We start from the raw sequence: 14,195 nt of genomic DNA on the forward strand, positions 1-14,195 counted from the left end.
TACATCGCTCCTTTGAAGTTGGTCTAAATATGTCGGACTAAAGATTCTCATCGTAAAAAGTACTTGGATAAACAAACAATATCCCTATCTATAGTAATGCTTCCTCTGGCACTTCCGACAATTTAACAGAAATAAGTTTGGATACACCCGATTCCTGCATAGTTATACCATAAAGTACGTCTGCTCCCTCCATCGTCCCTTTTCTGTGGGTAATGACGATGAACTGCGTTTTATCAGAAAAGCTCTTCAAATAGTTACTATAGCGGATAACATTCGCCTCATCTAGTGCTGCCTCGACTTCATCCAAAATACAAAATGGGACTGGACGTACTTCTATAATCGCAAATAATAAGGAAATAGCTGTCAATGCGCGTTCTCCACCAGACAACAGACTTAAGTTTTGCAACTTTTTCCCTGGAGGGCGTGCCACAATATCAACACCTGTTTCAAGTAAATTATTGGGATCCGTAAGTATTAGGTCCGCATCTCCGCCGCCGAACATTTCTTTGAAGACATGCCGGAATCTACTTTGCACAGCGTTGAACGTAGTCGAAAATCGTGATGACATTTCTGCATCCATTTCAGACATCGCTTCTTGCAATGTTCCCTTAGCCTCCAGAAGATCATTCCGTTGTTCAGTTAAAAATTGATGTCGTTCTGAAACTTCCTTATACTCGGCAATTGACCCCGGATTAACAGGTCCAATTTCCTCCAGTTCTTTTTTCAATTTAGCGAGCCTATCACGCGCGATTTGTTCGTCAACCTCTATCGTCAAGTCGAAGTCGGGACGTAAACCATATTTATTAAGAAGTGTTTCTGCTATCGTCTCGTAGCTGACTTCCAAACGAGATAAAGCAACCGATAACTTATTATGATTGGTCGTTTCCCGATTTACATCCAACCTTAGCTTACGTAACAACTCTTCTTTTTCGCCAATTCTTGTAGACCAATCCTTCTGCTTTTCTCTTCCGCTGACAATCGATAACTCTATTGATTTCTTTTCGTGCGCGGCTTCTGTAATTTGCTTTTCAATATCTTCGAAGGATAATTCTTTTCCTCCATCAGCATCAGTGAAATAATGAAGATCCCCTGATAACGTCGCTATTTTTTGATGGGCAACTGACATCGCTTTATCCATCTCATCTATTGCTAGCTTCTTATACGTTTTCTGTTCGCGTAAGACAGCCGTTTTTTCACGTAGTTCCGTCAAACGAGCTGTCAATGTCGCCTCTTCATTTCGTCTATTCGTAGCTAGACGTTCAAGCTTTTCTACTTCCTTCTTTATCGTCTCAAGTGTTGCTTGAAGTTGTTTATAGTTCGTTTCAAGCTCGACTTTCCTTTTAGATAGCTGTGAACCCGCTGATTCTGCCCCACGCCTGCCCATTTCGACGTTTGCCACTTCGATTTCAATGGAATGGATAGCGATTTCGGTTTCCCGTTTTCCAGATTCGGCAGCGGCGATTTCGAGTTGTAGCGTTTCAATGTGCTTACGAGACTGCTCTGTCAATTGCATATACTTGGCAACTTCCATTTTCGTATCGCCGATTGTCCGATTCGCTACCTCAATTGAGGAAGACATTTTATCAAGTTGCCCTCTTAGGGTTTCAAGTTCAGCTTTCCTAGAAAATACGGTTGCTCGACCTTTGACACCACCGCCCGTTAGTGATCCACCAGCATTTACAATGTCACCATCTATCGTTACAATACGGTACCGATAATTAAGCGACTTTGCAATTTCTGTCGCACCCGCAAGCGTCGTAGCGATTAGGACGTTTCCTAAAAGATTTTCCTTAATAACTCGATAGCGCTCTTCCACATTGACAAGTTCGTCGGCTATTCCAATAAATTCTGGATGCCTCGCAATCGCACTTAACGCAGACTGCTGAATCTTCCTCGACTTCATAACATCCAACGGAAGGAATGTTGCCCTACCGGCATTTCGCGCCCTTAAATAGCCGATTGCTTTTCTTGCATCAGCTTCAGTAGAGGTAACAATATGCTGCATAGCTCCACCAAGCGCTGTTTCTACTGCCTTAATATAATTATTTTCGACAGTAATCAGTTCTGCAACAGCCCCATTTATACCAGTAACTTTTCCAGATTCTCGGGCAACCAACACTTCTTTGACGCCAGAAAAGAACCCAGAGAAGTCCGCCTCCATACTTTCTAGCGCACGCATCCTACCCTGCATTTCATGTTGTTTGTTATGCGCTTGTTGAAGTAACTGTTGCTTATTTTGCGATTCTTCTTCGATTTCCTTCAATGCTTTCGCACTCTCAGAGTAGGATTCATTCACACTTTTCAACTTACGTTTTAATTCATTTAACGCTAATTCCTGCTCTTCTCGTTGTGCTTTCAATGTCTTAAAGCGACTCTTAAGCGTGTTCGTTTGCTCAATTGTTTTTTCGGTAGAATATTTCTCACCGGCTAGTCGTTCCTCAATATGTTTCAACTCGTTGCGAAGTGTTGCTTCCTCATTCAGTCTTTCTATATATACTGACTTCAATTCCTCAATTTCAATTTCCGTTTCTTTCACGGAACGCTTTAGAATTTGTGAAATTTCGCCCATTTCTCTTGAAGCTTCTTCATAGTCAGCACTTAAGATAGCATGAGTTTTTCTTGCTTCGGCCAATTTCAACTCTAGCTCTTTATATTCTTCTTCAGTCGCAGATAAATCCGATTGGATTCGACCAATTTGAGCACTTGCATTACGTTCTTTTTCAAGTGATAAAAGGCGTCGGCCTTCCCACTTTTCAGTTTCGGCGCTTGCATCAACGAGCTTTCTTTGTAATGCTTCCATCTGCTGATTTACGGTTGCTAACTCCTGCTTTAAGATTTTTGTTTCTTCTTCCAATTCCACAGTTGTGGCGGTCAGTTTTTCTTTACTAGTTAGAAATCGCTCTGCCTCAACCATCTTCGCTTGAATTTCAATGCGTAAGTTGCCAGCATCGTAATTTAAGAGTCTACATTCAGCTTCCCTAGTTTCATCCGAAAGTATTACATGTCTTTCAGCTGCTTCAGAGCGCTCTTTAAGTGGTCCGATTCGTGTATCTAGTTCTTTTAATATATCAAGTACACGATCAAGATTATCGGCCGTTTCAAATAACTTATGCTCAGCCTTACGCTTTCTCGTTCTATATTTCAATACTCCTGCAGCCTCATCGAAAATACTTCTTCGATTTTCGGGACGACTGTTTAAGACTTCGTCGACGCGCCCTTGTGAAATAATTGAAAACGCTTCTTTCCCAAGTCCCGAATCCATAAAGACATTCGTTATATCTTTTAATCGGCATTGCTGCCCATTCAACAAAAATGCACTTTCACCGGAACGGAATACACGTCGACTGACACTGATCTCGGTGTAATCCAAAGGAAACAGACCTTTGCTATTATCCAAAATAAGCGTCACTTCGGCAAAGTTAAGCGGTTTTCTCGAATCGCTTCCTGAAAAAATGACGTCCTCCATTTTGGCGCCGCGAAGTGATTTCGCTGATTGTTCACCGAGAACCCACCGAATTGCGTCTGTAATATTACTTTTCCCACTGCCATTGGGTCCGACGACTGCGGTTACACCCTTCACAAAATCGATACCAATTCGGTCCGCAAAAGATTTAAACCCTATAATTTCGAGCCTTTTTAAAAACATTTAAACTTCTCCTTCAATCTGGCCACGCTTTAGTTCTATGATTGCGTGACGTGCAGCTTCCTGTTCGGCTTCTTTTTTCGATTTCCCTTCTCCCATTCCAAGCGTTTTGTCTTCAAGCCGAACAACTGTCACGAATGTTTTGGAATGAGCTGGGCCTTTCTCTTCAATCACTTCGTACTGAAGTTGACCATTAATTGTTTGTTGAACGTTTTCCTGTAATTGACTCTTATAATCCATCACATGCGAAAAAGCACCGTCACTAATTTTCGGAAAAATAATGGTTTCCAAAAATGCGGTTACAGCATCTAGCCCTTGGTCTATGTATAAAGCCCCGATGAACGCTTCGAATACATCCGCTAGGAGAGCTGGGCGCATTCGTCCACCCGTTTGTTCTTCACCTTTACCAAGCAGAACATACTGACCGAACTCAAGCTCATTGGCAAACTTTACTAGCGCGGGTTCGCAAACAACCGCCGCTCTTAATTTCGTCAATTCACCTTCGCTCATCCCTGGTTCTGCTGAATACAGATACTTAGAAACACTAAGTTCAAGAACCGCATCCCCAAGAAATTCCAGCCGTTCATTATCTGTAAAGTTTTTCCTTCGATGCTCATTCACATATGATGAATGGGTAAACGCATTGTATAAAAGGGAATGATTATTAAATTCGATGGCTAATTTTTTTTCTAATTCCGTAAATTTATTTCGCACCGTTAGTGGTAATAGCGCTGATTTGTTTTTACTTGTATTTTGTTTTCTTGTCATAACAACGATTCTGCCTTTCCCCTTTATGATATCTTTAATTTTACCTTGTTAGCCCGATAAGTGCAAAGACGAAAAAGACGCTTTCACCCTTTCAGTCGAAAGGAGAAAGCGCCTCAGCCAGAATGCCTCTTATTTCACTTTCGTTTCGATGTACGAAACTGCATCACCAACTGTTCCAATTTTTTCAGCGTCATCATCAGAAATTTCCATATCGAATTCATCTTCTAATTCCATAACAAGCTCAACTACGTCCAAAGAGTCCGCACCGAGGTCATCACGGAAAGAAGCTTCAATTTTAACTTCACTTTCATCTACGCCGAGACGATCGACGATTACCTTAATTACACGTTCACTTACCGTTGCCAAATTTTTCACCTCCCCTCAATGTAATCAATACCAACCATATTACATTACCATGCCACCGTCGACATGTATTGTTTGACCCGTAATATAAGCGGCATCATCGGAAAGCAAGAACATAACTGTTTTTGCTACGTTTTCAGGACTACCAAGCTTTCCAAGCGGAATGTTTGCCAACATTTGTTTTTTCATATCTTCATCCAAGGCATCCGTCATATCTGTTGTGATGAATCCAGGTGCTACTGCGTTGACATTAATATTACGTGCCGCAAGTTCTTGTGCAGTCGTTTTTGTGAATCCTATAACGCCTGCTTTTGCAGCAACATAGTTTGCTTGCCCCGCATTTCCTGAAACACCAACAATTGATGCGACGTTAACAATTTTTCCAGCGCGCTGCCTCATCATCTGGCGAGTCACGCCTTTCGTACAAAGGAAGACACCCTTTAGATTAATGTTAATAACGTCGTCCCACTCGTCCTCTTTCATTCGAACGAGCAAATTATCTTTCGTAATGCCTGCATTGTTTACTAGTATATCAATTGAGCCGTAAGTTTCAATCGTCTTCTCAACCAAGTTTTTCACGCTATCCGAATTTGACACATCTGCTTGAATCGCAAACGCTTCTCCGCCGGCATCTTTAATAAGTTGAACTACTTCGTCGGCTTTGTCTTTGCTACCACTATAATTAACAGCGACCTTGGCCCCTTCTTTCGCGAGTTGTAACGCGATTTCACGTCCAATACCGCGTGATGCACCTGTAACGATTGCAGCCTTGCCTTCAAATCTATTCATTACGACCATCCTTTCGAAGCTTCAATTACCTCTTGTAAAGTCAACTCATCATAGACTGGCATGACTGTTGCTGTTCTGTCAATCTTTTTAATAAGACCGCTCAATACTTTCCCCGGACCACATTCGATAAAATGCGTGACCCCGTTATCAAGTAACGTGCGAATCGAATCCTCCCATAATACTGGGGAGTATAGTTGTTCGACAAGTAATTCCTGTAACTGATTGCTATCTTTTATAATTTTGGCATTAACATTTGCGACGACCGGAATTGTAGCATCATTCATCGTTACCTCATCAAGTGCAGCACTCAGTTTTTCTGCGGCTGGCTTCATGAGCGATGAGTGGAACGGTCCACTAACATCTAGCGGTATCGCTCTTCTCGCGCCTGCTTCTTTTAATTCGACACACGCTTTTTCAACACCTGCTTTTGTACCGGAAATCACAATCTGGCCCGGGCAGTTTAAATTTGCAGGTTGGACTGCATCACCGTTTGCAGTAATATCGTCCGTTACTTTAGTTACTGCTTCATTGTCTAAACCGAGGATTGCAGCCATCGCGCCAACACCTGCTGGCACTGCATCATTCATGTATAGACCGCGTTTATGCACGACTGATACTCCATCCTCAAATGATAATACACCCGAAGCAACAAGTGCTGAATATTCACCGAGACTATGACCCGCTGTATAATCCGGGGTAACTCCCGCTTCAGTAAGTCTTGCCGCAATCATTGTACCAACCGTGAGTAATGCAGGTTGGGCGTTATAAGTTACAGTTAGCGAATCTTGTGGCCCCTCTAAAATAAGTTCACTTAATGAGAACCCTAAAACCTCATCAGCCTTTTTAAAATAGTGTCCGCTAGCTTCTGTAATTTCAGCTAGTTCTTTTCCCATGCCCACTTTTTGTGAGCCTTGCCCTGGGAATACAAATGCAACTTTTGTCATTCTATTTGCCCCTTTCCAATTGTTTCTTGGATTGTTCTGGAGACGTCATGTTCAACCATCGTACGCGTTTGTCGAATGGCATTAAAAATCGCATTCGCATTTGACGAACCATGTGCTTTAATAACGGGTGCATTCAGACCAAACAAACCTGCTCCACCGTATTCCGAGTAATCCATTGTTTTTTTCAATCCGCCCAATTCTTTTTTTACAAGTGCAGCTGAAACTTTTGTTTTTAAAGAAGTCGTATATACTTCTTTCAACATCGTGAAAAAGCCAAGCGCTGTACCTTCAATCGTTTTTAAGACCATATTTCCTGTAAAGCCATCCGTAACGACAACATCTGCAACACCCATTAATAAATCACGCGCTTCCACGTTTCCAATAAAATTAATCGGGGCTTCTTTGAGTACATCAAATGCGGCTTTCGTTAATTCGTTCCCTTTACCTTCTTCTGTTCCAATATTTAATAAGCCGATTCTTGGATTTGAAATCCCACGTACTTTCTCAGCATAAATACTTCCCATTACCGCGTATTGTCCAAGATGTGAAGGCTTTGCATCTGCGTTGGCCCCGAGATCCAACATGACAAATCCTTGTCCATCAACTGTAGGTAGTGTGGGTGCAAGAGCAGGTCGCTCAATCCCATCTATTCTTCCCACAATAAAGAGCCCGGCAGCCATAAGCGCGCCAGTGTTTCCTGCAGAAACGCACGCATCAGCTTCACCGTCTTTAACGGCTTGTGCCATACGGACCATTGAGGCATCTTTTTTCCTGCGGATTGCACGAACCGGCTCATCATCTGGTTCTATTATTTCTGTGCAATGAATGACTTTTAAACGGTCATGTTCTTTTAAATAAGGAGCCATTACTTTTTCGTCTCCAAAAATATGTATATGTATGTCGGTGAATGTAGCAAGACTTTCCAGCGCCCCATCAATAATCTTACCAGGAGCGTGATCGCCGCCCATTCCATCTAAAGCTATAATCATCGTTAATCTACCTGCTTCCTATCCGTCGTACGGTACATGTAAAACTTCCCTGTAAATACTTGGACATCGCCAACTGTTGATACGACTTCTACGAGTGTCCTTTTTTCCAAAAGGCTCTCTTTGTTCACTTCTGCGCGTGCAACTACTCGGTCTCCGGCTTTTACCGGCTTCAAAAAATCAATCGAAGATTTCACAGTTAAGGCAAGGTCGTCGTCCATAACCGCTACTGCAAGTGAATTGGCCTGGGCAAATAAATGATGTCCACGCGCGATTCCATTACGTTGAAAGACGTGATCTATTGTAACATCAAATATGGATATCGCTCTTTCATCGAGTACAATATCGATAATGTCGCCGAGAACTTCATCGGTTCCTATTGATTTCACTTTATCCTCCATCGTTTGCGAGGCTACGTTTAATAATCGTTTTCGTAGTTCGGGAATTCCACATTCAAGCCTGTCCAACCGAATTGTCTGAACGCTAACATCGTATCGTTTCGACAGCTCTTCATCTGTCAGGAATGGATTTCGCTCTACCAACTTTTGAAGAAGCTCTTGCCTCTCCCTTTTCGGCATCCGCAATCATTTCACCTTCCAAATTAGCACTTGGTACTAACATCAGTATATAAAGACTCAAAAGAGAAAGCAAGTAAGAAAAGTAGATGGCGTTGTTTAGCTCCGACAAGCATAAGGCGGATTGGTGAAGTGGCGTTCTTTGCCGAGATAGTTTTCAGTTCTATCCTTCCCTAACAAAACGATTTATGACCCGAGCATCTGACCGCTGAAGACTAGACAGCAAGAAAAGCGGAAGGCGCTTATTTAGCTTCGCCTTCCGCCCTTTATTTAATCAATCCGCTCATTACCGAGCGCACCCGATTCTTTCAGGCGGGCCCTTAACACGGCATACTCTGGAGCTTCCCAAAATTCTTTTGAAGCAAGAAATCTCTCTGCATCTTTTCTCGCCGTATCAAGTGCTCGATAATCGTGAATAAGGTCTGCCATTTTAAACTCTGGCATACCACTTTGTTTTCTTCCAAAAAAGTCACCTGCACCTCTTAATTCAAGGTCCTTTTCCGCAAGCACAAACCCATCATTCGTTTCTGTCATTGTTTTCATTCGTTCCTTACCCTCATCGGTTTTGGGATCCGCAAGCAATACGCAGTAGGACTGCTCCGCACCTCGTCCGACTCGTCCTCTTAGTTGATGAAGTTGCGAAAGCCCAAAACGACCTGCGTCGTATATCAACATAAATGTCGCATTCGGCACGTTAACGCCGACTTCAACAACTGTCGTTGAAACGAGAACATCAATGACCCCTTCGCTAAATTGGCGCATAATATGGTCCTTATCAGTTGGATGGAGGCGCCCATGCATAAGTCCAACGGTATATTTATCCTTGTAATGGAAAGATAACTGTTCATATACTTCGACTGCGTTTTGCACGTCCAATTTATCGGATTCCTCAATAAGCGGACAAATGACATATGCTTGCCGACCGTTTCGAAGTTCGTTTTCCATTTTATCCAATATCGAAAGCAATGCATCTTCTTTCAGCCAGTGCGTCTCAATTTCTTTACGCCCAGCAGGCAGCTCATCCAATACCGATACATCCATTTCGCCGAAAGCCGTAATGGCTAGTGTTCGCGGAATCGGTGTTGCCGTCATGAATAGGACATCTGGATTCATCCCTTTTTCTCTAAGGACGCGTCGTTGCTCAACACCAAATCGATGTTGCTCATCCGTAATGACAAGCCCTAACTTATTGAAGATGACATCGGGTTGAATAAGTGCATGTGTACCAATAAGTAAATCCACATCGCCATTTGCTAACTTTTCAAGCACATTGACCCTCGCCTTCCCTTTTGTCGAACCAGAAAGGAAAGCTACAGTAACCCCAAAAGGTTCCAGCCACTCCGCTAAAGACGATGCATGTTGTTCAGCAAGGATTTCCGTAGGAGCCATAAGCGCGCCTTGATAACCCGCTGTAATGGCCGCATAAAGAGCGATTGCGGCCACAACGGTCTTCCCGGAACCGACGTCTCCCTGCAGTAATCGATTCATCCGAACTTCACTTTTTAACTCTGCACACAATTCATTGACAACACGTTTTTGAGCACCTGTTAACTCATATGGCAACGAAGCTATAAACGCTTTGATCTTATCAAGATTATAATCCATAATAAGCCCGCGCTCTGTTTCTTTCCGTATCTTCTTCATGCCTTGCATTTTCAGCTGAAACAGCAATAATTCTTCATACACAAAACGTCTTCGTGCATGTTTCATATGTGCTGGGTTTTTAGGAAAGTGAACCATTTCTAGCGCTTGGTCAATCGGCGGCAACTTATATTCTTCTAGCAAAGCCACTGGTAGTGACTCTTCATGCTGACCAGTCACGCTATCGAGCGCGCTTCGCATATAACGCCTAAAAGATTTTTGATGCATGACCCCTTTTAAACTATAAACAGGTTCAAAATCGGCTTGTCCATCCTTTGCGCCTGCATTAAAATTGCTCACACTGATAGACTGCCTTCCTCTGTCCCATTTCCCAGTAACCGTCACTGTCGCTCCTAGTTCAAGTCGACTTTTTAAATAATGCTGATTAAAAAAAACCGCCTTCACTAAATGCCTACCGGCAAGAAGGCGGACTTCAAGACGAGATCGTTTATTCCCAGAAAAAAAGACACTAGGTTCACTTTCTACTCGTCCTTCAATTGTAACTCGTTCATTATGTGGTGTTTCCGACAAATCCGTCAATGTGAAATCATCATGACGATACGGGTACGTCATAATTAAATCCGAAATTGTATAGATGTTGAGCGCTTCAAGTTGCTCTCCCGTCTTCTGTCCAATTCCTTTTACAGTTGTCACATTGTCATGAAGTAGGATTGGCACTTGTCACTCTTGCTCCACCAAATATTTTTTCTTCTAATGCTTTTCCAGTTGGCGTAGCCGCTAATCCGCCTTTTGCAGTTTCCCGTAGTGAAGAAGGCATTGCCTGACCAATTTTATGCATCGCTTCGATTACTTCATCCGTTGGTATACGACTTACTACACCCGCAAGCGCCATATCAGCACCCACTAGTGCCTTCGCTGCACCCATCGCATTTCTCTTCACACAAGGTACTTCAACAAGGCCTGCAACCGGATCACAAACTAAGCCGAGCATATTCTTCATAACTATAGAGAATCCTTCAGCACTTTGTTGTGGCGTTCCACCTGCCATTTCAACAATTGCCGCAGCAGCCATAGAACCTGCTGAACCTGTTTCAGCTTGACATCCTCCTGCAGCACCAGAAATTGATGCATTATTTGCTACCACAAATCCGAATGCACCCGATGTAAATAAGTAGTTAATCATTTGCTCGCGTGTTGGATTCAATTTATTTTTCACTGCAAACAAGGTTCCTGGAACGATGCCAGCTGCCCCCGCTGTTGGTGTTGCACAAATTGTTCCCATCGCTGCATTCACTTCATTCGTCGCAACTGCTTTACTTACTGCATCTAAAATTACGTCTCCCGACAATGATTTACCCGATTCCATATACTTCTTAATAAGAACCGCGTCACCGCCCGTTAAACCCGATACGGATTCTACACCTTTTAGTCCACGCTCCACTGCTTCTTCCATAACCGTTAGATTATTATCCATTTGTGCGATGATGTCTTCGCGCGAACGTCTTGTAATAGACATTTCCTGCTCAATCATTATTTCTGAAATAGGCTTATTTTGTGATTCAGCTAAAGCGACAAGTTCTTTTACAGATCTAAATAATACTTTCATCTTTTATTCCCCCTTAATCTGCTATTGTTGCAATTTGTATAATGTGTGGCAATACTTTGAGTTCTTCAATTATAGATTGGTCAATTAACTGGTCGACTTCAATGACCATTAATGCCATCTTACCTTTTTCTTTACGCCCAACTTCCATGTGCGCAATGTTTACATCTTTTTTGGCTAGTGCATTGGAAACGCTTGCAATCAAACCAGTACGATCCTCATGAACGACAAGCAGTGCCGGATAGTTCCCAGAAAGTCTTAATGGGAATCCGTTTAATTCAACAACTTCCATCTTTCCTCCACCGATTGAAATCCCGGTAAGCTCCATGACACTCTCGCTGTCTCCAATTACAATCTTTGCGGTGTTCGGATGATCCATCTCTTCTTCTTCAGGGATGAATTCAAATGTCATACCAACTTTTTCAGCCTCGCTAAACGATGTTTTTATTCGCTCGTCGAATGTATCATAATCTAATAGACCACCGATGATTGCAACATCCGAACTATGCCCTTTATATGTTTCGGCAAAGGATCCATAAAGATGAACACGGGCCCATTCAGGTTGGCGGCCAAAAAGTGTTCGTGCTACTCGGCCAATCCTTGCAGCACCAGCCGTATGTGAAGATGATGGTCCAATCATAACTGGACCGATAACATCAAAAACCGATCTAAATTTCATCTCTCTCTACCCCCTAATATTAATAGACTTATTACTATGTTACATGAGATTCTAGTTAAACACAAAAAGCAATTCTTTTTCCAATAAAAAAAACAGTGCGCTTAAACTACTACGCACTGTTTACTTATTTTATTCGACAGAGATGATGTATGGATAAAGTGGTTGTTTACCGTTATAAAACTCTGTGTCGACATGATCAAAATGTTCATCAATGTATTCTTCGAGAAGTGTCGCTTCTTCTTCGCTAACGTCTTCTCCGTATAAAACCGTAACAATCTCCGAATCTTCATCAATAACCATCGAGAGGAGTGACTTTGTTACGCCGTCAACCGATGCATGAGTCGTAACAATTTTCCCATCGTAAATCCCCATAAATTCATCTTTCTTTATATCGATGCCGTCAATTAATGTATCTCTCACCGCATGTGTTATTTGAGCTGTTTTCACATGGGAAGCCGCTTCCGCCATCGCAGCCGCGTTCACACTTACAGCTACTTCCGGATTAAAAGCAAGAAGAGCAGACAATCCTTCTGGGACAGTCCTCGTTGGAACAACTGCCGCTTCAATACCTATAATTTCAGCAGCTTGTTGTGCTGCCATAATAATATTTTTATTGTTCGGCAAAATCAGCACGCGCTCAGCACCAACATCTTTTATTGCTTTTACGATATCTTCAGTTGAAGGGTTCATTGTTTGTCCGCCTTCAATTACTGCTGAGGCACCTACGCTCTTCAATAATTCAGCTATTCCCGCTCCCATTGCGACTGTAACAACCGCATATGGATGTGTGACAGCTTTCGTTTGTTGACCGCTATGTACATCATGATCTTTCCCAACAAGATTTATATGCTGCTCACGCATGTTTTCGATTTTAATATCGATTAGTGAACCGTGTTTTTGGCTAAATGAAAGGACATCGCCCGGCTCTTCCGAATGAATATGTACTTTAGCTACTGCATCGTCTGAAATAACAAGAAGCGAATCTCCAAATTGACTTAATTCCTTTCGGAAATTAGTTTCATCGTATGGATTATTTTTTAGCTTGTCCTCTTCAAATTTCACCATAAACTCTGTACAGTAACCATAAATAATATCCTCAGTATTCATAAATCCTTGCAGACTACGCTGATGTTCCGCACTAACTAGCGCACCCATCGCTTCTGCGTCTGTTCTTTCAGGAAGCCCTTCACCTTTTAAATTAGCTAGGAATCCTTCATAGACGTATACAAGACCTTGTCCACCACTATCAACGACGCCAACTTCCTTCAATACAGCAAGCAAGTCTGGTGTTCTTTCAAGTGAGGCTTTCGCTTCCGTTACAATTGCTTCCATTACCTCAATAAAATTATCTGTTGTTTCTGCTACTTCAACGCCAACATTAGCCGCATCTTTAGCTACAGTCAATATTGTACCTTCAACAGGCTTCATCACTGCTTTATAAGCCGTTTCAACGCCATATTTTAGCGCCGCTGCAAATTGCTTGCCATCAATAATGGCCTCATCTTCAATCGCTTTCCCGAACCCACGAAACAATTGCGATAAAATAACACCGGAATTTCCCCGTGCTCCCATCAACAATCCCTTTGAAAGCGCCTGTGCTGCTTGGCCAATATGCGTAACTGCGTTCGCTTCGATTTCCTTCGCGCCCGATGTCATGGACAAATTCATATTAGTCCCTGTATCACCATCAGGTACTGGAAATACGTTTAATGAATCAACGTAATCCGCATTCAAATATAAATGATGCGCACCTAGTTCAATCATTTCAGCAAACTTTAAACCATCTATAGACTTCATTGAAATAATTTCCTCCTTCTATGGGTTTATCACGCGGACACCCTGGACAAAAATGTTAACTGATTTTACATTCATTCCGACCGATTGTCTAAGCGTATATTTTACTTTCGATTGTACTTGATAGGCAACTTCCGAAACTTTCGTACCGTAACCTATGATAACGTACATGTCGATGTGAGTTTCCTCACCTATGTTGCGAACGATGACACCTCGAGAGTAATTCTCTTTTCTCAAGATCTCAGTTAGTCCATCGCGAATTTGATGTCTTGATGCCATACCTACAATGCCATAACATTCGATTGCAGCTTCACCGACGACTTGGGCAATTACATCATTCGTAATATCGATCTTACCATATTCGTTAATCAATTCGATTGACATATATATGTCCTCCCCGCATCCTTTAATCAGTTACCTTATTGTACTATATACTACATTATAATAAA

12 protein-coding genes are annotated in these 14,195 nt (G+C 42.3%); all 12 read right to left on the reverse strand.

Features of this window, described 5'->3' with window-relative positions; genetic code table 11:
* Positions 1-88: 88 nt before the first annotated feature.
* Positions 89-3,646 (reverse strand): chromosome segregation protein SMC, encoded by a 3,558-nt coding sequence (gene smc / locus KSU66_RS00970; protein WP_269049538.1) that lies wholly within the window; start codon positions 3,644-3,646, stop codon positions 89-91.
* The gene (rnc, locus tag KSU66_RS00975) at positions 3,647-4,411 is read right to left on the reverse strand and encodes a ribonuclease III (protein ID WP_269049539.1); all 765 of its coding nucleotides are present in this window, start codon (positions 4,409-4,411) and stop codon (positions 3,647-3,649) included.
* 129 nt (positions 4,412-4,540) lie between these two features.
* Complete coding sequence (locus tag KSU66_RS00980; RefSeq protein ID WP_269049540.1) at positions 4,541-4,777, reverse strand: acyl carrier protein; 237 nt, start codon at positions 4,775-4,777, stop codon at positions 4,541-4,543.
* Positions 4,778-4,816: 39 nt separating this feature from the next.
* Entirely contained in the window at positions 4,817-5,563 is a 747-nt protein-coding gene (gene fabG, locus KSU66_RS00985) for a 3-oxoacyl-[acyl-carrier-protein] reductase (RefSeq protein WP_269049541.1), read from the reverse strand.
* Positions 5,563-6,507 (reverse strand): ACP S-malonyltransferase, encoded by a 945-nt coding sequence (gene fabD, locus KSU66_RS00990; RefSeq protein WP_269049542.1) that lies wholly within the window; start codon positions 6,505-6,507, stop codon positions 5,563-5,565. The genes fabG and fabD overlap by 1 nt, the downstream gene beginning before the upstream one ends.
* Entirely contained in the window at positions 6,504-7,496 is a 993-nt protein-coding gene (gene plsX / locus KSU66_RS00995) for a phosphate acyltransferase PlsX (protein WP_269049543.1), read from the reverse strand. Before plsX ends, fabD begins: the two co-directional genes overlap by 4 nt.
* Before the next feature lie 2 nt (positions 7,497-7,498).
* Complete coding sequence (gene fapR, locus KSU66_RS01000) at positions 7,499-8,077, reverse strand: transcription factor FapR (protein ID WP_269049544.1); 579 nt, start codon at positions 8,075-8,077, stop codon at positions 7,499-7,501.
* A 261-nt stretch (positions 8,078-8,338) separates the two neighbouring features.
* On the reverse strand, positions 8,339-10,381 hold the full coding sequence (recG, locus tag KSU66_RS01005; protein ID WP_269049755.1) for an ATP-dependent DNA helicase RecG: 2,043 nt from the start codon (positions 10,379-10,381) through the stop codon (positions 8,339-8,341).
* Positions 10,368-11,276 (reverse strand): L-serine ammonia-lyase, iron-sulfur-dependent, subunit alpha, encoded by a 909-nt coding sequence (gene sdaAA / locus KSU66_RS01010; protein WP_269049545.1) that lies wholly within the window; start codon positions 11,274-11,276, stop codon positions 10,368-10,370. Before sdaAA ends, recG begins: the two co-directional genes overlap by 14 nt.
* A gap of 13 nt (positions 11,277-11,289) precedes the next feature.
* Entirely contained in the window at positions 11,290-11,952 is a 663-nt protein-coding gene (gene sdaAB / locus KSU66_RS01015; RefSeq protein ID WP_269049546.1) for an L-serine ammonia-lyase, iron-sulfur-dependent subunit beta, read from the reverse strand.
* 129 nt (positions 11,953-12,081) lie between these two features.
* Positions 12,082-13,749, reverse strand: coding sequence for a DAK2 domain-containing protein (locus KSU66_RS01020; RefSeq protein WP_269049547.1), 1,668 nt, complete (start codon positions 13,747-13,749; stop codon positions 12,082-12,084).
* An 18-nt stretch (positions 13,750-13,767) separates the two neighbouring features.
* Positions 13,768-14,130, reverse strand: a complete 363-nt coding sequence (locus KSU66_RS01025) for an Asp23/Gls24 family envelope stress response protein (protein WP_269049548.1) — start codon at positions 14,128-14,130, stop codon at positions 13,768-13,770.
* Between the last annotated feature and the right edge of the window lie 65 nt (positions 14,131-14,195).

This window comes from Sporosarcina sp. G11-34, assembly GCF_026931025.1.

Excerpts from the sequence above, each read along its gene's own strand:
- KSU66_RS01020 (WP_269049547.1), bottom strand. The coding sequence starts at position 13,749 with ATGAAGTCTATAGATGGTTTAAAGTTTGCTGAAATGATTGAACTAGGT.
- fabD (WP_269049542.1), bottom strand. The coding sequence starts at position 6,507 with ATGACAAAAGTTGCATTTGTATTCCCAGGGCAAGGCTCACAAAAAGTG.
- sdaAB (WP_269049546.1), bottom strand. The coding sequence starts at position 11,952 with ATGAAATTTAGATCGGTTTTTGATGTTATCGGTCCAGTTATGATTGGA.
- plsX (WP_269049543.1), bottom strand. The coding sequence starts at position 7,496 with ATGATTATAGCTTTAGATGGAATGGGCGGCGATCACGCTCCTGGTAAG.
- smc (WP_269049538.1), bottom strand. The coding sequence starts at position 3,646 with ATGTTTTTAAAAAGGCTCGAAATTATAGGGTTTAAATCTTTTGCGGAC.
- sdaAA (WP_269049545.1), bottom strand. The coding sequence starts at position 11,276 with ATGAAAGTATTATTTAGATCTGTAAAAGAACTTGTCGCTTTAGCTGAA.
- rnc (WP_269049539.1), bottom strand. The coding sequence starts at position 4,411 with ATGACAAGAAAACAAAATACAAGTAAAAACAAATCAGCGCTATTACCA.
- fabG (WP_269049541.1), bottom strand. The coding sequence starts at position 5,563 with ATGAATAGATTTGAAGGCAAGGCTGCAATCGTTACAGGTGCATCACGC.
- KSU66_RS01025 (WP_269049548.1), bottom strand. The coding sequence starts at position 14,130 with ATGTCAATCGAATTGATTAACGAATATGGTAAGATCGATATTACGAAT.